Annotated in this window: 18 protein-coding genes and 5 pseudogenes; 13 read left to right on the top strand and 10 right to left on the bottom strand. The window is 39.7% G+C overall.

The window, feature by feature from the left end:
• The first annotated feature begins 5 nt into the window (after positions 1–5).
• From AC1IR0_RS15005 to AC1IR0_RS14990, 4 genes and pseudogenes are all read left to right on the top strand, one after another.
• Entirely contained in the window at positions 6–1,280 is a 1,275-nt protein-coding gene (locus tag AC1IR0_RS15005) for an MFS transporter (protein WP_479741524.1), read from the top strand.
• 56 nt (positions 1,281–1,336) lie between these two features.
• On the top strand, positions 1,337–1,822 hold the full coding sequence (locus AC1IR0_RS15000; protein ID WP_004733174.1) for a hypothetical protein: 486 nt from the start codon (positions 1,337–1,339) through the stop codon (positions 1,820–1,822).
• Between the two features lie 353 nt (positions 1,823–2,175).
• A pseudogene (locus AC1IR0_RS14995) lies at positions 2,176–2,504 on the top strand (transposase); the annotation flags it as partial.
• Positions 2,501–2,650: pseudogene (locus tag AC1IR0_RS14990) on the top strand (PPC domain-containing protein); the annotation flags it as partial. The pseudogenes AC1IR0_RS14995 and AC1IR0_RS14990, both read left to right, overlap by 4 nt.
• 515 nt (positions 2,651–3,165) lie before the next feature.
• On the opposite strand, the gene AC1IR0_RS14985 reads toward AC1IR0_RS14990, so the two are convergent.
• Both AC1IR0_RS14985 and AC1IR0_RS14980 read right to left on the bottom strand, forming a co-directional pair.
• Positions 3,166–3,804 (bottom strand): glutathione S-transferase family protein, encoded by a 639-nt coding sequence (locus tag AC1IR0_RS14985; protein ID WP_004281825.1) that lies wholly within the window; start codon positions 3,802–3,804, stop codon positions 3,166–3,168.
• A gap of 16 nt (positions 3,805–3,820) precedes the next feature.
• A complete protein-coding gene (locus tag AC1IR0_RS14980) occupies positions 3,821–4,840 on the bottom strand; it encodes an NADP-dependent oxidoreductase (protein WP_004733175.1) in 1,020 nt (339 codons plus the stop codon).
• A 143-nt stretch (positions 4,841–4,983) separates the two neighbouring features.
• On the opposite strand from AC1IR0_RS14980, the gene AC1IR0_RS14975 reads away from it, so the two are divergent.
• Positions 4,984–5,592, top strand: a complete 609-nt coding sequence (locus AC1IR0_RS14975) for a TetR/AcrR family transcriptional regulator (RefSeq protein WP_004733176.1) — start codon at positions 4,984–4,986, stop codon at positions 5,590–5,592.
• 106 nt (positions 5,593–5,698) lie between these two features.
• Positions 5,699–5,929 (top strand): hypothetical protein, encoded by a 231-nt coding sequence (locus tag AC1IR0_RS14970; RefSeq protein WP_001087973.1) that lies wholly within the window; start codon positions 5,699–5,701, stop codon positions 5,927–5,929.
• An 83-nt stretch (positions 5,930–6,012) separates the two neighbouring features.
• On the opposite strand, the gene AC1IR0_RS14965 is transcribed toward AC1IR0_RS14970, so the two are convergent.
• From AC1IR0_RS14965 to AC1IR0_RS14955, 3 genes and pseudogenes are all read right to left on the bottom strand, one after another.
• Positions 6,013–7,140 carry an alkene reductase gene (locus AC1IR0_RS14965; RefSeq protein ID WP_004733177.1) on the bottom strand — a complete coding sequence of 376 codons (1,128 nt, stop codon included), beginning with the start codon at positions 7,138–7,140 and terminating at the stop codon, positions 6,013–6,015.
• Positions 7,141–7,339: 199 nt separating this feature from the next.
• A pseudogene (locus AC1IR0_RS14960) lies at positions 7,340–8,016 on the bottom strand (type 1 glutamine amidotransferase domain-containing protein).
• A gap of 75 nt (positions 8,017–8,091) precedes the next feature.
• Positions 8,092–9,249: an iron-containing alcohol dehydrogenase gene (locus AC1IR0_RS14955; RefSeq protein WP_479741523.1), complete on the bottom strand. Its 1,158-nt coding sequence runs from the start codon at positions 9,247–9,249 to the stop codon at positions 8,092–8,094.
• A 184-nt stretch (positions 9,250–9,433) separates the two neighbouring features.
• On the opposite strand from AC1IR0_RS14955, the pseudogene AC1IR0_RS14950 reads away from it, so the two are divergent.
• Positions 9,434–9,768 (top strand): annotated as a pseudogene (locus AC1IR0_RS14950) (IS3 family transposase); the annotation flags it as partial.
• 85 nt (positions 9,769–9,853) lie between these two features.
• Here AC1IR0_RS14950 and AC1IR0_RS14945 read toward each other — a convergent pair.
• From AC1IR0_RS14945 to AC1IR0_RS14930, 4 genes are all read right to left on the bottom strand, one after another.
• Positions 9,854–10,156, bottom strand: coding sequence for a putative quinol monooxygenase (locus AC1IR0_RS14945; RefSeq protein ID WP_000920558.1), 303 nt, complete (start codon positions 10,154–10,156; stop codon positions 9,854–9,856).
• A 333-nt stretch (positions 10,157–10,489) separates the two neighbouring features.
• A complete protein-coding gene (gene fghA / locus AC1IR0_RS14940) occupies positions 10,490–11,320 on the bottom strand; it encodes an S-formylglutathione hydrolase (protein ID WP_005400053.1) in 831 nt (276 codons plus the stop codon).
• A gap of 228 nt (positions 11,321–11,548) precedes the next feature.
• Positions 11,549–12,661, bottom strand: coding sequence for an S-(hydroxymethyl)glutathione dehydrogenase/class III alcohol dehydrogenase (locus AC1IR0_RS14935; protein ID WP_000842149.1), 1,113 nt, complete (start codon positions 12,659–12,661; stop codon positions 11,549–11,551).
• Between the two features lie 21 nt (positions 12,662–12,682).
• Positions 12,683–12,958, bottom strand: a complete 276-nt coding sequence (locus tag AC1IR0_RS14930; RefSeq protein WP_001133624.1) for a metal/formaldehyde-sensitive transcriptional repressor — start codon at positions 12,956–12,958, stop codon at positions 12,683–12,685.
• A 468-nt stretch (positions 12,959–13,426) separates the two neighbouring features.
• Between AC1IR0_RS14930 and AC1IR0_RS14925 the strand changes: the two genes are divergently transcribed.
• Positions 13,427–14,422: a zinc-dependent alcohol dehydrogenase family protein gene (locus tag AC1IR0_RS14925; protein WP_479741522.1), complete on the top strand. Its 996-nt coding sequence runs from the start codon at positions 13,427–13,429 to the stop codon at positions 14,420–14,422.
• On the top strand, positions 14,412–15,428 hold the full coding sequence (locus AC1IR0_RS14920) for a zinc-dependent alcohol dehydrogenase family protein (RefSeq protein ID WP_004647737.1): 1,017 nt from the start codon (positions 14,412–14,414) through the stop codon (positions 15,426–15,428). The genes AC1IR0_RS14925 and AC1IR0_RS14920 overlap by 11 nt, the downstream gene beginning before the upstream one ends.
• Before the next feature lie 50 nt (positions 15,429–15,478).
• Here the strand turns inward: AC1IR0_RS14920 and AC1IR0_RS14915 are convergent, their stop codons facing one another.
• Positions 15,479–16,378: a LysR family transcriptional regulator gene (locus AC1IR0_RS14915; protein ID WP_479741528.1), complete on the bottom strand. Its 900-nt coding sequence runs from the start codon at positions 16,376–16,378 to the stop codon at positions 15,479–15,481.
• 135 nt (positions 16,379–16,513) lie between these two features.
• Here AC1IR0_RS14915 and AC1IR0_RS14910 point away from each other — a divergent pair, with 135 nt between their 5' ends.
• The 4 genes and pseudogenes from AC1IR0_RS14910 to AC1IR0_RS14895 all read left to right on the top strand — a co-directional run.
• On the top strand, positions 16,514–17,254 hold the full coding sequence (locus AC1IR0_RS14910) for an SDR family oxidoreductase (RefSeq protein ID WP_048881947.1): 741 nt from the start codon (positions 16,514–16,516) through the stop codon (positions 17,252–17,254).
• A 71-nt stretch (positions 17,255–17,325) separates the two neighbouring features.
• Positions 17,326–18,324, top strand: coding sequence for a zinc-binding alcohol dehydrogenase family protein (locus tag AC1IR0_RS14905; protein WP_171265324.1), 999 nt, complete (start codon positions 17,326–17,328; stop codon positions 18,322–18,324).
• 19 nt (positions 18,325–18,343) lie between these two features.
• Positions 18,344–18,628, top strand: coding sequence for a putative quinol monooxygenase (locus tag AC1IR0_RS14900; RefSeq protein WP_171265313.1), 285 nt, complete (start codon positions 18,344–18,346; stop codon positions 18,626–18,628).
• Between the two features lie 262 nt (positions 18,629–18,890).
• Positions 18,891–18,962 (top strand): annotated as a pseudogene (locus AC1IR0_RS14895) (IS6 family transposase); the annotation flags it as partial.

Here is an 18,962-nt window from a genome sequence, read left to right as displayed (position 1 = left end):
TGTTTATGTCGCTTTTCCATTCCGATGCTTTTTTGGCTTTTCATTCACGTGATTTTTCACTTCTGAGTGTCAATCAGTTGTGCTTAATTCTAACCATCATGATTCAAGAAGTCGTCATTGCTTATAGTATCTATCAACTCACTCAAAATCCACTCAGCCTTGGCATGATTGCCTTAATTGAGTTACTCCCCTTTATTTGCCTCTCCCTGATCAGTGGCGACTGGGCTGATCGCTATAACCGACAAAAAATTGTGCAGTGGAGTTTTAGCTGTAGCACTTTAATTCCATTATTATTTATTGTTCTTTTTTCTCAGTACCAACAACAGCACATTCAACAAAATATACTTTTATGCGGCATTTATAGCCTCATCTTTTGCTTAGGCATACTTAGAGGCATCTACAGCCCATCATTTAATTCATTACGCCCTTTTCTAACCCCCGAGTCAGCCTATAGCAATGCAGCCACATGGACCGCGCTCATTTGGCAAATAGGCGGCATTTTAGCGCCTTTATGCGCAGGACTTTTACTCGGCCAACTTGGGCTTGAAAAAACCCTCTTTATTGTTTTTTTCTTGTGTTGCGTGGGTAGCATCTGCTTATTCGGATTAAGTCCTCGTCAATTCCCTAGCCCCCATAAACAGCATTTAAGCAAAAGTTTGAAAGAAGCCTATTTGTTTATTTTTAAACATCCACTAATGTTTTGGAGTATGTTGCTGGATCTCAGCGCCATGCTTTTTTGTAGTGTCATTATCTTACTGCCTATTTTTGCACACGATATCCTGCATCTTGGTGTTGAAGGCTTAGGTATACTCAGAGCTGCACCAGCTATTGGCGCCTGTATCATGATGTTGATGTTGACCTGTTATTCTCCGATGCAAAATGCATGGAGAAATATGCTCTATAGTAGTTTTGCAATTGCTTTGTGTACTTTAGCCTTTGCACTATCCTCCCATGTTTGGCTCTCAGTCTTCTTCCTTGTTTTAATCGGTGCCTTTGATAGCATCAGCATGGTCATTCGACAAACTTTATTACAGCAACTCCCCCCAAAAGCACTATTAGGGCGTGTAGCGGCTTTAAATGGCATATTAGTCACTTCAGGCAATCAGCTCGGTGCCCTACACATGAGCCTGATGACGCGCTATTTTTCTGTGGTGCCAGCAGTACTTATTGGAGGGACGCTGTGTTTAATAATCTGTGGTCTAAGCTTTACTCGTACGCGACATTTATTCAAGCCATCTCCAACACTAAAAAAACATGCCACAGTGGCAAAAAGTGAATAGCATGTTAAGCTTCAAATCTTCTTTTAATATGATGTGAGTTTTCAATAGAGCAAATTATGAAACAGATTTTCCCCTTTTCACATATTCTCTATACCAAACTCTATTCTTTCGTACTATCAGTGTTGTTGGCTTATTGCCTATTCAATGCAATTTATACGTTCATTATTGGTGGAACTGGTTTTTATTTATTTGCAACTTTTATTTTAGCTTTTCAATGTAATTTCGCGTTACGCACTTCTCTCCATGACCGTATTTACACCAGTTTAGGGATAGTTTTGCTTATTATTGGGTTATTGTATACACATGGAATTCACTTTCTAAACCATTTAAAAACAATTGTATTGGTTCCTGCTTTAATTTTAACTGCCTTTGGAATAGATAATTTATATAGAAAGCCAAATAGACTTAGTTGTCTTAAAGTTGGACTGATCCTCGGCCTATTGCTATTAGCTTATATTCAATATTATGATTTAGTAGAACTGCAAAATTATTATGACTCTTTACATAATGATGAGACTTGGCAGCAATTTGGCGCATTATAACAGCTAGCACAAAAAAATTTGGTGGGTGAAAAATTTACAATCCTAATTCTGATTTATCATGTTATTACATAGGAAAACTGCCTTTAAAAGACGGGGCTTGCTAGTCTAGAATTGCAGACGAAAGGGAATAAAATGCCTGTATATCCGATTCTAGAAATTGATCATTTTCAGCATCATAAACAAAAGATTTTTCTTCTAATAAGTATTGGCCATCTTGCTCACTAAGAAAATTTTAAAGTTATTTGCTTGATCAGGGAAAATTTGTTCTCCGTCAAAAAAAGATCATAACAATCTCGAACGGCTTTGTTGCGCAAAGCTGTTCTTAAGGACTTTTTCAGCAATATAATTTTCAAATGAAGAAGCATACACATAAAATTTACCGCACAACCAATTGGTTCGCATATAACCGAGCACGCATTCATCGCGGAAATATTGCCATTTGGTTTGATCCAGCTACGCAATGGTATGCCCCATCAAAAGGCAAACAAGGGCGAAATCAAACCTACTCCGACGCAGCCATCCAATGCTGCTTAATGATTAAATCCTTATTCCGTCTGTCTTTACGTATGGTCACTGGCTTTATGCAAAGTCTGATTAAACTTTGCGGCTGAGCAGCCCCGAATATCAGTGATATTCGTACAGTACGCTTTGTAGAAGACAAAAGCATATTGATATTGCAATCTTGGAGAATATTCTCCAGAGCTTGATAATAATGGTATTTATATTTTACCTGCTTCAGGTGAGTATGAAATTAGAGTATTACAACCTAGATCACAGGCAAGAAAAGATAAAAAACCTCAATACTGGATGAGTATTAACATTAAATAAAAGACCTCTTGCGAAAGTATCGTTTTACCTAATTTTTGAATTGGCTAAAACCTTATTAAATGTAGCTTTATGCTGTTTAAATTTTGACTAACGCAAGAAGTCTAAAGACTTGCTAGATTCTTTTAAGCTTTTATACAAGGGTTCAAAAACTATTGCCAGTTAAGCGGGGCGTGATTTTTACGCAGATGTGTTTATGTTAGTAAAATGATATAGATTACTTGTTTAATACCCCGAGGAATAATTTAATCTTGCTGTGCGTTTGTCACTTTTCTTTCAAAAGTTGATTATATCTTTCAACGTAACCGTCGTGATATTCAAGCCCTTTTGATAGGAATTTGCAGTGAAAGAATAGGCGAAACTTATCTTAAATAATGGTAATTCCTTATCTTTAAAATAGAGAACGCCCGATGAAATTCATTAGGCGTTTACTTTAAATAAGTGTCAGCTTATTTTATAACCAGATGTACTTGTCAATCATGATTCTTTTTCTCAATTGCCTTAAAAAAACAATCTTGCTATTTTTGACTTTTCACACCATTTTGTTCAATTTGTACTGCGGCTTGCCAGCTAGGTAGTTGGCTTAAACCTGCTACGTAACGTTGGATATGGGGATAATTTTCACCTTGTCCCATATGATAAACTAAAGCATGTAGTCCAAAGCCCATCATGAAGTCAGCACCGGTTAAACGGTCTGCCACTAGAAATTCTTTATCTTTTAAATATTCATTTAAATGGCCAAATACTTTATCGAACTCAACTTGAGTATAATTTTCTAGAAATACCAACTTCGTGCCCTGCTTGGTTTCTATCGTATTAAACGTTTTTAACAAAAATGGCAGCATGGCAGAGCTTTCTGAGAAATGAATCCACTGTAGATAATCGACATAGGTAGATTCATCCATATCTGGTGCTAAATGCGGCGCAAGTTTCTGAATTAATAACTCAACGATTGCGCCTGACTCTGCAATAACTTTGCCATCCCATTCCAATACTGGAGATTTCCCTAAAGGGTGAATGGTTTTTAAAGAGTCAGGGGCCAAATGCGTGCTTGAGTCACGATAATAGCGTTTCAGCTCATAGGGCTGCTTGATTTCTTCAAGTAACCACAAAATACGAAAAGAACGTGATTGATCTAAATGATGTAGTGTGATCATGATAATTCCTATTTTTTTAAATTTTTACAACCACTTTGCCAAAGTTTTCGCCTTTCAACATACCATTGAAAGCATTGATCGTGTTATCTAAACCTTGCACCATATGCTCTTTATATTTGATTTTTCCGTCTTTCAACCATTCAGACATTTGCTGATAGAATTCCGGATACTGACTGCCATAATCATCAAAAATAATAAAGCCTTGCATGCGAATACGCTTTTTTAAAAGGGTGGAAATAAAGCCCGGTAAACGGTCTGGCCCTTGTGCTTGCTCGGTAGCGTTATACTGGGAAACCACACCACACACCGGTACACGTGCCGCAGAGTTAAGCAATGGCCATACCGCATCAAACACTTTACCCCCGACATTCTCATAATAAATATCAATACCGTTGGGAGCTGCTTGTTGTAATTGTTCTGCAAAATTTTCATCATGATGATTGATACAAGCATCGAAGCCGAGTTCTTCTACTGCATAACGGCATTTTTCAGGCCCACCTGCGACGCCAACCACGCGACAACCTTTAAGTTTGCCAATTTGTCCAACCGTAGCACCAACAGGTCCCGTTGCAGCTGCAACGACTAATGTTTCACCGGCTTTAGGCTGACCAATGTCCAACAACCCCATATAAGCAGTAAATCCTGGCATTCCCAAAATACCCAATGCCCAAGATGGATGTTCAGGTTGCATACCTAAGCTTTGACAGGCAGACCCATTAGAAATTGCGTAGCCCTGCCAGCCATTTCCGGAAAGAACCCACTCGCCTTCTTTGAATTTTGGGTTTTTAGAGGCCACCACTTGACTGACTGTTCCACCGACCATCACTTCGCCAATTTCAACCGGTGCTGCATATGAAGGAGCATCGCTCATGCGACCACGCATATAAGGATCGAGTGACAAGTAAATGGTTTTTAACAATATCTCGCCTTGTTTAAGTTCATTGAGCTCAACTTGTTCAATACGAAAATCGCTGTGTTTTGGCTCACCCACTGGCCGTTTAGCTAAAACGATGCGTTGATTAATAACTGTTTTCACACATATAACTCCATGTTTTATTTAAAAGTATTTTTCTTCACAATCAAAAACTGTGATTAAAATTTCTTTACATCCATTGTAGATGAGTTATAATAAAAAACAATACGACTGGTCTATTTTTTACAATAGAGTAAATAATTAATATGAAGCCTACTCCTATTAAAAAGTCTGAAGCGAAGCGCTTACACATTCTTAACACCAGTTCAGACCTGATTTTGCATAAAGGTTTTACTGGCGTAGGATTACAGGAAATTTTACAGAGCTGTGAAATCCCTAAAGGCTCGTTTTATCATTATTTCCAATCTAAGGAAGCTTTCGGATGTGAATTGGTACAGCATTATGTAGACAATTACCAAGTCCGTTTAAATGATGTATGGCGTTGTGATAAATCCCCTTATCAAAAGCTGATTGAGTATTTTAATTTATGGATAGAAGATCCTGAAACACAGTGTGGTTGGGCGGATAGCTGTTTAATTGTGAAACTTGCCGCAGAAGTTGCCGATCTATCTGAAGATATGCGCTCGATTATGTCCGCTGGCGTTGATGATGTAATCCAACGTATTGCTGGTTTAATTGATTTGGGAAAACAGGATCAGTCTATCCAAGCAGATACCGAGGCCTCTACTTTGGCACAAGTACTTTACCAAATGTGGTTAGGTGCAGCATTACTGAGTAAGTTGCAAAAAGATAAAACACCATTACATCAAGCTCTGAGAGCAACTAAATTTCTATTAAAAAGTGAAGATTCATAAAAATTAAATATCAACTACATAATTAATAATTCATGATAGCAGTCCAATGATTACCTATTATTGTGTTGCTATTAGATCAATTTACAATCCATGAGTATAGCGCACAATGAATTCTCCTTCTAAAGCCCTCATGACTCGTATTTTAGTTGGTTATTTAGGCTTATATCCCACACTATTACTGGTTCTCACTTTATTAAAGCCAATTACACAGCATCAAAGTTTCCCGATGATGGTGTTGATTGAAGTCATAGTATTAGTGCCAGTAACGCAACTGATTTCTTTCCCACTGGCAGGTTGGCTCATTACACAGCTAAAAAATTTTAAGAATTTGTTTTAAGAAGAATTTATGCTGGCAACAGCAATCCTAAGTCCTTATTTTGCCAACCACAAAGGTTGGCAAAATAACTTACTTAGTCGATATTAATCTGCGTAAGCTGGATAATCAATATAGCCTTTTTCCGTCCCACCATACATACTGCTTGCATCTACTGCATTCAATGGCCAGACATTGGCGATGCGATCGGGTAAATCTGGATTCGCAATAAATGGACGTCCAAATGCAATTAAATCGGCCAGTCCTGCCTCTAAAATTCGAGTCCCTCTTTCTGCCGTATATCGACCTGCATATATAATCCGACCACTGAAAGTGTCTCTGACATCTCTACGAAAATCATGAGGAAGTTCTGGTGCATTATCCCAATCAGCTTCTGCAATCGATAAATAGGCAATCCCAACTTCTTCAAGTATCTTTATGGCCTCAATATAAGTCACATGTGGATCATCTTCAACTAAACCCATGTAGACACGATCTTCCTCTGTACTTTCAAATAAGGGGGCAAAACGCACTCCTAAACGATCTGCACCAACTACCTCAGCAACTGCCTCTACTACTTCACGTAAAAAACGCAAACGATTGTTTAGTGATCCACCATATTCATCTTCACGGTGGTTACTATGTGCAGAGATAAATTGGTTCACCAAATAACCATTTGCACAATGAATTTCAACTCCATCAAAACCAGCAGCCAAGGCATTACGCGCTGCTTGAGCATAGAGTTGCACTAATTCTTTAACTTCTGCATTGCTTAAAGCACGTGGCATTGAAGGATCAGCCAAGGCCCCCGCATTGGGCCCGGTCTCAATAAAGACTTTAACATTACTATCAGCCCTAATAGCCGAGGGCGCGACCGGTGATGCATGATCGGGTTGCAAAGATGTATGTGAAACACGCCCAACATGCCAAAGTTGTGCAAAAATAATGCCTCCTTTAGCATGCACTGCTTCCGTCACTTTACGCCATCCAGCAATCTGTTCAGGGCTGTAAATACCGGGAGTCCAAGCATAGCCTTGACCACGTGGCTCGATTTGCGTACCTTCGGTGACCATAAATCCTGCCCCGGCACGCTGTTGATAATAGGTTGCCATCAGTTCATTTGGAATATTCCCTGGCTGAGTACTGCGCGACCGCGTTAATGGTGGCAATACAATACGGTTTTGCAAAACATAAGGGCCTAAGCTTAAGTTTTGAAAAAGTTTGCTGTCTTTCATTTCATTGTATCCAAGTCATCATGACTTAATTGATCTAAATTAAAAAAAATATCCTTCCTGTATATAGAAAAATAAATAAAGGAAAGCTATTCACTCAGGCCCTTCACCATTAAGTGAGGATTATTTTGCTTATTGCGCCAGTTGCTCAGAGTCAGAAGTTTATTCACTGGTAAGTACCACAACAGACACTAGCTACTCTTTATTTCAACAATTGAAGTAATGCTGAGGCAGTTGCAGCAGAAGATGCTGGATTTTGTCCAGTAACCAGCAAGCCATCTACTTGAACATGTACTTGCCAATCATCCACTTTAGAATAATGACCACCGTTTTGTTTAAGCATGTCTTCGACTAAAAATGGTACAATTTCAGTCAAACCTACAGCGGCCTCCTCAGTATTGGTGAAACCAGTCACTAATTTACCGCTAACTAAGGGCGCTCCATTACTCGCTTTCACATGACGAAGAACACCCGGGGCATGACACACTGCTGCAACAGGTTTGCCAGACTGAATCGCCTGTTCAATCAGAGAAATTGAAATCGGATCTTCTGCTAAATCCCACAATGGGCCATGCCCGCCTGGATAAAACACTGCATCATAATCAGCTACAGAAATTTCGCTAAGTTTATGCGTCTGTGCCAATGCTTGCATTGCAGTTGGATCTGCTTCAAAACGATGAGTGGTTTCAGTTTGAGCATCGGCTAAATTACTTTCGGATCTAGTGGTGGCTGCCCACCTTGAGGCGACGCCAGCGTAACTTCAGCACCAGAGTCAATAAAGGTGTAATACGGTGCAGCAAGTTCCTCTAGCCAGAAACCTGTTTTCTTACCAGTATTGCCAAGTTGATCATGTGAGGTTAAAACGATTAAAATTTTCATGTTATTTCTCCGATAATTTTCATGATTGAGGAGCATTGTTACAGGGTCAGAGCATGCCATATACGCGCATTTAGCTTAGATGCTCATCTCGAGAATTTGGCGACTGATCTCTAATGAAACATTTTTATGTTCGCCTAGCTGTGTAAGATTATGTGATTTAAGTTGCGTAATGATGATCTCAATATCTGTCTCCCCCAGTCCATAATCGCTAAGACGAGTCGGCAATCCAAGTTGCTCAAAGAAGGCTCGAGTACGAGCAATAGCAGTATCAATACGTTGTTCTTCATCACCTTCGACAATCTGCCAGACTCGAGCTGCATACTGTAGTAATTTTTCTCGCTTCTCTTGACGACGCACTTGTAGATTGGCCGGCAACACAATAGCCAAGGTACGAGCATGATCAATACCATGTAAAGCCGTGAGCTCATGCCCAATCAAATGGGTTGACCAATCTTGTGGTACACCAGCTCCAATCAGCCCATTCAGTGCCATGCTAGCAGCCCACATCAAATTCGCACGCGTGTCATAATCTGCTGAATCTTCCAAGATTTTCGGTCCAATCTCAATCAAAGTTTGCAATAGACCTTCGGCAAAACGATCTTGTACTTGTGCATTCACAGGGTAAGTTAAGTACTGTTCCATGACATGAATAAATGCATCAACCACGCCATTTGCTAACTGGCGCGTCGGCAAGCTAAAAGTTTTATTCGGATCCAGTACGGAAAATTGCGGAAAAACATAGGGGTTGCTAAATGACAATTTGGCTTGGGTCGATTTTCTGGTTACTACCCCACCGCTATTCATTTCTGAACCAGTTGCCGGAAGGGTGAGTACACTCGCAAAAGGCAAAGCTTGAGTAATTTTAGTACCATGGGTTTCTAAAATCTCCCATGTATCCCCTGTATAATTGACTGCTGCTGCAATAAATTTAGTACCATCAATTACCGATCCACCACCGACAGCCATCAAGAAATCAATCTTTTGTTCTCGAATCAGCTCTACAGCTTTCATGAGGGTTTCGTAACTCGGATTCGGCTCAATTCCGCCAAATTCATGAATTTCTCTTGCACCTAATGCTTCACGCACTTCAGCTAAAGTACCATTCTTACGTGCACTTTCACCACCAAACAACATTAATACTTTTGCTTCTGTAGGCACATAGTCATTGATTTTAGCTATTGTATCGCCACCAAAAATAATGCGGGTCGGATTATAAAAGTTAAAATTCAGCATATTTTTATCCTAGGATGATCAACTAATTGATTTGAAAAACCACCGTTATTCATCAAATAAACTTTAAAAAAATTGGACAACACTGCGGCTTTTGACTGCACCATGTGCTAACTATACATAAAAATAGACCAGTCGTCTATTTTTATAAAAATTATTTCAGCTTGGCGACTTTAGTGATGGTTAAACACATTCAGGCTTGTTCTATAACACTTTTATTATTGATGTATTTTCACGAGCGATTGTTGTATGGAAGGTATCAACATGTATGACTACTGACATGGTCGTGAACGCATTGGCTAAAACAGTGAATGACTCATACAAAATAACGATGATTAAATATTTTAAAAGCAGATTGGCACGGTTTAGCAGATGTACAAATGCGACAGTAAATTAGATAGATTGGTTCAATATAAAGCATGTAAATAGTTGCATTCGTATATTTACCCTGCCCTGTTTTGGATATTGACCCATTTAAATGATGGGATTAAGCCAATAAATAAAGTAGCCCAACTTGAATAAAAAGCCTCTGACAAACCTCAAAGCGTTAAAGTGCTGCCTTTCATTCAAAATTTCAGGCAGCACCCTCATACATTTAAGCGTCGGTTTAAGCTGGTAGTTTACTCGCCAAAACATCTACTTTTTCAATAGACGGTGGCTCTGAAAATAGCTCTTCGGCCTGAGCCATCAACGCAGCTGCAACCTTGCCAGATAAATGCGCTTGGCGACCCGCCTCATCAGGAAATGCATCAAAAATACCAAATGTTGTAGGTCCAAGACGTAAGCCAAACCACGCAACTGTCGCAGGTTCTTCCATTACAATAGGTAAACCGGCTTTAAGGAAAGCTTCCACTTCGTCTTCTTTACCCGGTTTAGCTTCAAGACGGACATATAAAGCTGTTTTAAGCATGACTAAAACTCCACAATTGATTAAAATTCAAACTGATTCTGTCATTGCTAATGTATGCATGTCAGAAAGTTTTGTTGTATAAAAGTTAAAAAACATCCCATAGCTGAGCCAAAATTTAGGTTTTTATTTCGACATAATGCTATGAATTTATTCAAGTTAATATCAATAACATTTGAATCAAAAAATTAAGATATGAGATGATTAAATTCAATCTTAGTTATATAAGGATCAATTGACTCTACCTTAGATTTATAACCTGACCTCTTCATCTGGAAATTATATTGCTCAAGAAGCACTCAAGAACAACATTGTACATCCTCATATCTATGAAAGTTATTTAGCTAGGAATTTGCTGTGGAACTCTATATGTTTCTCTATAAAGCTCGCAATGAAGTAATAGCTATGGTCATACCCTTCTCTTAGGTTAAGTGTAAGAGGATATTCTTGTTCCAAACAAATATCACTAAGAAGCTTAGGCCTTAACTGTTCTTCAAGAAAATCATCAGCTGTTCCCTGATCGACTAAAATAGGTAAATGAACTTCAGCGTTTTTGATTAATTCAATCGCATCATAGCTTTTCCATAAAGTTTCGGTTTCACCTAGATAGTGTGTAAAAGCCTTTTTCCCCCAAGGTACTTGGCTAGGTGCAACAATTGGTGCAAAAGCAGAAATACTTTTATACAGCTCAGGATTTTTTAACCCAATTACTAATGCACCATGACCACCCATGCTATGACCCATAATACTTTGGACTTGATTGGTCGGAAAATTTAGGTCAATCAGATTTCTGAGCTCTTCCACAATGTAATCATACATTTTGAAATGCTGCGACCAGGGTGCTTGTGTTGCATTCACATAGAATCCTGCGCCTTGGCCTAAATCATAATCTGCATGATCTGGTACATCCTCTCCACGTGGGCTGGTATCTGTTGCAACAATAATGACTTTATGTTCAGCCGCATACTTTTGTGCTCCGGCTTTAGTAATAAAGTTCTGTTCGTTGCAAGTCAGCCCTGATAACCAATATAAAACTGGCAACCGCTCATCTTTGTCATGAGGTGGCAGATATATTGAGAATTTCATTGAACAGTTTAATGCTGTTGACTGATGGCGATACACTTCTTGCGATCCACCAAAAGAAGCATGTTTCTCAATTATTTCCATAATCAATTACCTATGTTGAGCAAGACTTCATGAGAAATCGAGTAAACAAAGAGTCTGACATTCTCCACAGAGAATAGTGATTAAGATTTAAAATGTAGGCAGGTTTGTTGAACCTATACACGATGCCTACACAGATAGATCGGTTTTACAGATAATGTGCCGTTTTAGAGGATTCCATGAATGTCATTCATGATTCACATGCATGGAAAACTATAAGGTCTGACGGAATTATTCGTAATGAATTACAGTACGAATTGACTTACCTTCATGCATTAGATCAAAGGCTTCATTGATCTGATCCAAGCCCATCGTATGTGTCACAAATGGTTCTAATTGAATTTTACCTTTCATGGCATCTTCAACCATTCCTGGAAGTTGCGTACGACCTTTTACGCCACCAAAGGCAGAACCTAGCCATTTACGACCAGTAACCAGTTGGAATGGACGGGTAGAGATTTCCTGACCTGCGCCAGCTACACCAATAATTACGGATTGTCCCCAGCCACGGTGTGCACTTTCAAGAGCTGCACGCATCACATTCACGTTACCAATACATTCAAATGAATGATCTACACCCCAGCCAGTCATTTCGACAATGACTTGCTGGATTGGTTTATCGTAATCTTTAGGGTTCAAGAAGTCCGTTGCACCAAACTCTTTTGCCAGCGCAAATTTATCTGGATTCATGTCAACCACAATAATACGTCCTGCTTTAGCTTGACGTGCGGCTTGTACGACTGCCAAACCAATACCACCTAAACCAAAGACCGCAACACTATCACCTTCTTGCACTTTAGCCGTGTTATGTACTGCACCGATACCCGTTGTGACACCACAACCCAGTAAGCAGACATGTTCGTGATTGGCTTCAGGATTGATTTTAGCCAATGATACTTCTGCCACTACAGTGTATTCACTGAACGTTGAGCAGCCCATATAGTGGTAAATCGGTTGACCATTGTAGGAAAAACGAGTGGTACCATCTGGCATTACGCCTCTACCTTGAGTTTCGCGAACGGAAATACACAAGTTCGATTTTCCAGATTTACAGAATACGCACTCGCCACATTCAGCAGTGTAAAGTGGAATTACATGATCACCTGGTTTGACGCTAGTCACGCCTTCACCAACCTCAACTACAACACCAGCACCTTCATGCCCGAGAATAGCCGGAAAAACGCCTTCAGGATCATCGCCAGATAAAGTAAATGCGTCTGTATGACACACACCGGTATGGGAAATCTTGATTAATACTTCACCTTTCTTCGGTGGTGCAACATCAACTTCAACAATTTGAAGAGGTTGACCAGGACCAAACGCAACGGCAGCACGTGACTTCATGGAATAATTCCTTATACAGATCTATTTTAAATATGATTTTAGAATCTTGGCGATTTCAGCCAATTCTTCTTTCCGTTGTTGTTCTGTGGTTTCACCTGATACTAAAGTGTCCTTTAAATGAACCTCTAACATCTCATTCATTAAACCATTAATAGCACCACGCACAGAGCATATTTGTTGCAGAATTGCACCACATTCCACATTGTCTTCTAACGCTTTTTCAATCGCTTGCGTCTGACCTTTGATCTTTCTGACGCGTAGAAGAATCTTTTTTTTGTCTTCAACCTGATTAGGCATCAGACCTCCTTATTTGCTAGCATTAATACTATAGTACCCCATAGTATAAAAAAAGCAATAATTTTTATAAATCGAAAAATCAAAAAGGTCTTTAGCGAAAATTTTCTATCCCTGTTTTTAGTTTTTTTAAATTAACATCGTAGAGCTTATGCGAAGGTCACAAAAAAAATGGGACTTTTAGCTCCCATTTTTTATTTTGTCTCATGTTCTTTGTAATGCTGTGACCTTTTAGAATTATGTTTCAAATTTTAGCCACTTTGTAGATATTTCGAACGTTTCAAGCCTTGAAAATACTACCGACAGTTTAGATTAAACTGCCTTTACAGACTGTACTAGAATATTTTTAGTGAGCGGATGATATTTATTATTCATTATTTAGGAATTATTAAATCCTATAAATATCATTTATTGGATTAATTTACTTTGGTACTGTGCATATCATCCCCCAGTTAAGAATAAGGAACAACTATGAATAAGATGATGAATGCTCTTATCCTAGAAAATTTTGGTGATCATGAATTTAAACGTGTAGAACTCCCTATACCTCAACCAGAGGCTGGGCAAGTTCTAGTACGTATTCATGCTAGTGGTGTAAACCCTATTGATTATAAAATTCGTCTTGGTGAAGCACCATATGCTATGCCAGAGCTTCCTGCCGTGTTGGGAACAGATATGGCTGGGGTTGTAACTGCTGTTGGTGAAGGTGTCACCCACTTCAACGTTGGAGATGAAGTTTACGGTCTGATTGGTGGCGTTCGTGGTCTTCAAGGATCTTTAGCAGAATATATTGTAGCAGATGCCGATCTGATTGCATTAAAGCCACGGAATATCTCTATGCGCGAGGCAGCAGTACTACCATTGACGTTCCTCACCGCTTGGGAAGGTTTAGTGGATAACGCGAAGGTCCAACCAGGGCAAACTGTACTGGTTCAGGGTGGTGCTGGTGGCGTTGGTTATATGGTTGTTCAGCTTGCAAAATCACTTGATGCAAATGTTTGGGCGACTGGTCGTACAGCTGATCAACCACTGATTTCAGAACTCGGTGCAACACCTCTCGATTACACAACAGCATCTTCCGATGACATTATTGCTGCAAGCCCTGAGGGTCAAGGTTTTAACATTGTTTACGACACTGTGGGTGGTCCAGTACTCGAAGCTTCACTTTCCATGACAACTCACTATGGCCACATTACCAGCTGTGCTGCATTTGGTAATCATAATTTAGCGAGTTCATCTCTACGGTGTGCCACAGTGTCTGGCGTATTCGTCCTAATGCCGATGTTAACAGGCAATCGCCGTGCTCATCATGGTGATATCCTTAAGATCGCGACTCGTCTTGTTGAGGAAGGTAAACTGCGTCCTCTTGTTGATCCTCGTCATTTTACTCTAGACCAAGCGATTGAGGCTCATGATGCTGTTCAAGATCGCTCTGCCAATATTAAGGTCGTGATTGATGTCATTTAACGCACTTCAGGCCAAGACTTGGCGCTTCAATAGTATTGGAGATACAGATGTTCTGACATTAGAAACACTTCCTGTTGCTTTACCAGCAGCAGGAGAAGTTCTAATCCAGATGAAAACGATCGGACTCAACCGGGCTGATGTAATGTTTCGGCGTGGTACTTATATTCAAAAAGCAGTATTCCCTTCTCGTCTGGGATATGAGGGAGCAGGCATAGTTCTGGCAATAGGTGAAGGTGTACGCCAATTTTCTCCAGGAGATGCAGTATCGATTCTTCCGACTGACAATCTAGCCAAATATGGGACATATGCGGACAAGCTTCTGATTCCAGAAACTTTTTTAGTTCACAAACCCGATAGTTTAAGCTGGGAAGAAGCTTCTTCAATCTGGATGCAGTATTTGACGGCTTGGGGTGGTGTAATCCATGCTGGTGGACTTTCGAAAGGAAAAACGATCTTGATCACAGCAGCTTCAAGTAGCGTAGGACTAGCTGCGATACAGATAGCTGAAGCAGCGGGTGCTAAGGTCATTGCAAGTACACAGACGGTAGAGAAAAAGCAACGTTTACTGGATCTCGGTGTTAAAAATGTTATAGCCAGTGAAGATGAACCAGATTTGTATGAGGCGCTTGTTTCACGTTTGGGTGGAGAATATCTTGATGTCGCCTTCGATGCTGTAGGAGGACCACATATTGAACAGATTGCAAAAGCGATGTCTGTGGGAGGAACTATGGTTATGCATGGTGCACTTAGCCCGGAGATCACACCATTTCCGCTTAAAGTTGCATTACGCAAGAGCTTAACCATGCGAGGTTTTTTGTTCCTTGAGGTTCTCCATGATCCTGTTCTAAGGGAGCAAGCCAGACGATTTATTCTTAGCAGTATAGGTGCAGGATATCTTCGTCCAGTGATCGACTGTTGCTTTAACTTTGAGGACATGCATGACGCTCAGCGCTATCTTGAATCAAATCAGCAAATAGGAAAAATTGTAGTTACTCTAAATACATGATGGTCTTATCTGATTTCTACTTTCTAGAAAAAAGGTTAGTTCCATCTGATTCAGGTTTCTATATGGCCCAACACTTCCGCTAAGTAATCAAACAATGCTCGGATTCGCAAAGGTGTCGGGCCCCGCTGTGGACGATATAAATACAGGCGCCAAACGGGAGAGGTTTCCTCATGAAGTATCTGAATGAGCTTACCACTCCTAAGCCACGGCAAAACTAGAAATCCAGGCATGTGTCCGAATCCAACCCCAGCGAGAATAGCTTGAAATTCAGCTTCTAGATCATCTGTAATAAAATGAGGCTTTGATGGCGTGAAGCTTCGACTTTCGGTGAATGTCCATGGCCAGTAACGCCCTGTTTTATGATCGACTAGTGCTGTTAGAGGGTATTTATCAAGATCAATAATTTTTTTAGGCATTCCAACCTTATCAATTAACTCTGGCGTACCCACAGAATAAAAGTTCACTTTAGCCAATTCCCTTGCCACATATCGATTGTCCGGCAAAAATCCAAATCTGATCCCGATATCTATCCGCTCATCGATCACATCCGAGTGTGAATCTGTTAGCACACAATCCACGACAATGTCTGGATAACGTGTGGCAAATTCTGCTAGTGCAGGTACTACCAATTTACGCCCTAACACAGACGACACAGTAAGACGGACAGTCCCACGCATTTCATCTCGTTTTTCCTTGGTGTCTTTTACAAGCAGAGCATCAATGGATCCCACCGCAAAACGTGCTTGCTTTGCCAGACGCTCACCATCAGCGGTAATTTTAATTTGTCGGGTACTCCTGTAAAACAGAATCTCTCCGCGCTGCTCTTCTAGCTCTTTTATTGCCCGTGTCACTACCTGCGGGGAAATACCCAGCTGAGTTGCTGCCTCTTTAAAATTTCGAGACTCTGCTGCGACACAAAAGATACGCATCATTTCCAATTTGTTCTGCATGTCCAATCCTGTGGTCTGGTAATTATTCCGTAAATAGGAATTCTGAAAGATAATATTATTCATTTATTATACCTATCAAGGCTGTAATACTTAATCCATCAAATATGATTGACAGATAGGTTGAAGGGCACTTGTATGAATAATATAGAAAATAAAGTTATTGTTATCACTGGTGCAAGTAGTGGTTTAGGTGAAGCTACTGCTCGCTTACTTGCTAAAAAAGGTGCAAAGGTTGTACTTGGTGCTAGACGTACTGAAAAATTAGAGGCTATTGTTCACGACATTCGTGCTGAAGGTGGTCAAGCTGAATTTATTGGTATGGATATAACCAAACCACATGAAGTACAAGCACTTATTGAAAAGGCATTAAGCGCATTTGGTCAAATCGATGTATTGGTAAACAATGCTGGATTAATGTCTATTGCACCATTAAGTGAGCTAAAAGTTGATGAATGGGATCGTATGATCGACATTAATATCAAAGGTGTTCTTTATGGTATAGCAGCTACCCTACCTGTTTTCCAAAAACAAAACTTTGGACACTTTATTAATCTCGCATCTGTTGCAGGGATAAAAGTATTTAGTCCAGGAGGTACTGTTTATAGCGGTACTAAGTTTGCTGTAAGAGCCATCTCTGAAGGACTTCGTCATGAAGTTGGGGGAACAATTAGAACGACGACTATTGAGCCTGGTGCAGTTGAGTCAGAACTAAAATTCGGTTCTTCTCATAAAGAAAGTTCAGAGTTTGTTACTGATTTCTACAAACAAGCCATACCAGCTGACTCAGTCGCTCGTGCAATTGCTTATGCAATTGAGCAGCCTGCGGATGTAGATATTAATGAAATTGTTTTGCGCCCAACGAGCCAAGAGTTTTAATTATTGAATAACAAAAAATGGGAGCACCTCGCTCCCATTTTTACTATATTTTTAAAGTTAAGGACAAATCTATGAAAGCCGTATCGTATGTTATAAATAATCATGATGATTTTAAAAATTCATTGGTAGATATTGAAAAAGCGAAGCCTACACTTAAGGAGCGTGATGTACTGGTAAAAGTTCAGGCAATCTCTGTGAATCCAGTTGATACCAAAGTGAGAAAAAATTCGTCTGAAGCAAATAATCGTATTTTAGGTTGGGATGCCGTTGGGGAAATTATCGAAGTTGGCCCAAAAGTTACCTCGTTTAAAGTAGGAGAGTCTGTTTGGTATGCTGGCGATTTAACCCGAGATGGTAGTAATGCTGAGTTTCAAGCAGTCGATGAACGAATTATCAGTCTTAAACCAATTACAGTATCTAATGCAGAAGCAGCAGCATTGCCATTAACTGCTATCACGGCATGGGAAATGCTGTTTGATCGGTTTCAAATTTCAGAAACAGATGTTGGCAGTATTCTGATTATTGGTGGTGCAGGCGGTGTAGGATCAATTGCTATCCAACTCCTAAAAGCAAAAACAAATCTGACCGTTATAGCAACAGCTTCACGTGAAGAAACGAAATCTTGGGTGGAATCACTTGGTGCCGACCATGTCATTGATCATAGCAAAGATTTAAATGCACAAATCGAGACACTAGGCATTGCAAAACCAAAATACGTATTCTCTACAAATCATACAGAAACATATATCCAGCAAATAGTTTCTCTGATTGCACCACAAGGCAAGCTTGGATTGATCGATGATCCACAAACATTTGATATTATGCCGTTTAAGACTAAATCTATTTCTATCCATTGGGAGTTAATGTTCACTCGTTCAATGTATGAAACCGATGATATTGAAAAGCAAGGTAATCTATTGCAACAGGTTGCCCAATTAGTTGACCAGCAAAAAATTAGAAGTACCCTCAACCAAAATCTAGGCAAAATTAACGCTGCAAACTTGGAGAAGGCGCATAAGTTGCTTGAATCAGGCAAGTCAAAAGGCAAAATTGTACTAGAAAACTTCTAAACAAATTAAAGGTGAAATAATGACTATTTCAATAATTGCGAACTTTAAGGCAAAGTCAGATCAAAAAGAGACGTTAGAAGCGCTTTTAAAAAGTGTAATAGAGCCTACACTTAACGAAGAAGGATGCTTGAAATATGAGCTTTATATTAGCGAAAATGACTCGAGTAGATATTTTTTCTTAGAAGAATGGCGTAGCAGGGAGGATTTAGATATCCATATAGCGTCTGATTATATTCAAAGTTTATTTGATAATATCCAATCGCTCATTGAATCAAGTGATATTGTAGAAATCAAAAAAATATAGCTGTATTCGGACGTTATGATGAAGTATTCTTCAAATTAACATAGGGACTTAGAAAGCTAACAAAAAATGGGAGCTCTAAACTCCTATTTTTTCTGATTTTTTAATAGTAACCTAGGATTCAACAAATTATGCCCCTAAGGGGAGCCACCCATACCCTGCATTTTGACAATAATGTCATCGTTTAGAGGCAGCAAATTTAGGCACTGTTGCAAATAGGCTGACGTGATAAGCTAAATATCTTATTTATTTCGAGATACAGCAGATGAATCCCTTCCACGGTCGGCACTTTCAAGGTGAAATCATTCTTTGGGCTGTTCGTTGGTATTGTAAATAT

This window comes from Acinetobacter sp. 129952 (genome assembly GCF_056642055.1).
Note: the sequence above shows the minus strand (reverse complement) of the source record. Positions and strands in the feature narration are given on the sequence as shown.

Bases quoted from the DNA above. Each gene is read 5' to 3' on its own strand.
- AC1IR0_RS14905 (WP_171265324.1), top strand. From the start codon at position 17,326: ATGAAAGCCGTATCGTATGTTATAAATAATCATGATGATTTTAAAAAT.
- AC1IR0_RS14985 (WP_004281825.1), bottom strand. From the start codon at position 3,804: ATGATCACACTACATCATTTAGATCAATCACGTTCTTTTCGTATTTTG.
- fghA (WP_005400053.1), bottom strand. From the start codon at position 11,320: ATGGAAATAATTGAGAAACATGCTTCTTTTGGTGGATCGCAAGAAGTG.
- AC1IR0_RS14930 (WP_001133624.1), bottom strand. From the start codon at position 12,958: ATGCCTAATCAGGTTGAAGACAAAAAAAAGATTCTTCTACGCGTCAGA.
- AC1IR0_RS14925 (WP_479741522.1), top strand. From the start codon at position 13,427: ATGAATAAGATGATGAATGCTCTTATCCTAGAAAATTTTGGTGATCAT.
- AC1IR0_RS15000 (WP_004733174.1), top strand. From the start codon at position 1,337: ATGAAACAGATTTTCCCCTTTTCACATATTCTCTATACCAAACTCTAT.
- AC1IR0_RS14915 (WP_479741528.1), bottom strand. From the start codon at position 16,378: ATGCAGAACAAATTGGAAATGATGCGTATCTTTTGTGTCGCAGCAGAG.
- AC1IR0_RS15005 (WP_479741524.1), top strand. From the start codon at position 6: ATGTCGCTTTTCCATTCCGATGCTTTTTTGGCTTTTCATTCACGTGAT.
- AC1IR0_RS14935 (WP_000842149.1), bottom strand. From the start codon at position 12,661: ATGAAGTCACGTGCTGCCGTTGCGTTTGGTCCTGGTCAACCTCTTCAA.
- AC1IR0_RS14920 (WP_004647737.1), top strand. From the start codon at position 14,412: ATGTCATTTAACGCACTTCAGGCCAAGACTTGGCGCTTCAATAGTATT.
- AC1IR0_RS14955 (WP_479741523.1), bottom strand. From the start codon at position 9,249: ATGCTGAATTTTAACTTTTATAATCCGACCCGCATTATTTTTGGTGGC.
- AC1IR0_RS14965 (WP_004733177.1), bottom strand. From the start codon at position 7,140: ATGAAAGACAGCAAACTTTTTCAAAACTTAAGCTTAGGCCCTTATGTT.
- AC1IR0_RS14910 (WP_048881947.1), top strand. From the start codon at position 16,514: ATGAATAATATAGAAAATAAAGTTATTGTTATCACTGGTGCAAGTAGT.
- AC1IR0_RS14945 (WP_000920558.1), bottom strand. From the start codon at position 10,156: ATGCTTAAAACAGCTTTATATGTCCGTCTTGAAGCTAAACCGGGTAAA.
- AC1IR0_RS14970 (WP_001087973.1), top strand. From the start codon at position 5,699: ATGAATTCTCCTTCTAAAGCCCTCATGACTCGTATTTTAGTTGGTTAT.
- AC1IR0_RS14900 (WP_171265313.1), top strand. From the start codon at position 18,344: ATGACTATTTCAATAATTGCGAACTTTAAGGCAAAGTCAGATCAAAAA.
- AC1IR0_RS14975 (WP_004733176.1), top strand. From the start codon at position 4,984: ATGAAGCCTACTCCTATTAAAAAGTCTGAAGCGAAGCGCTTACACATT.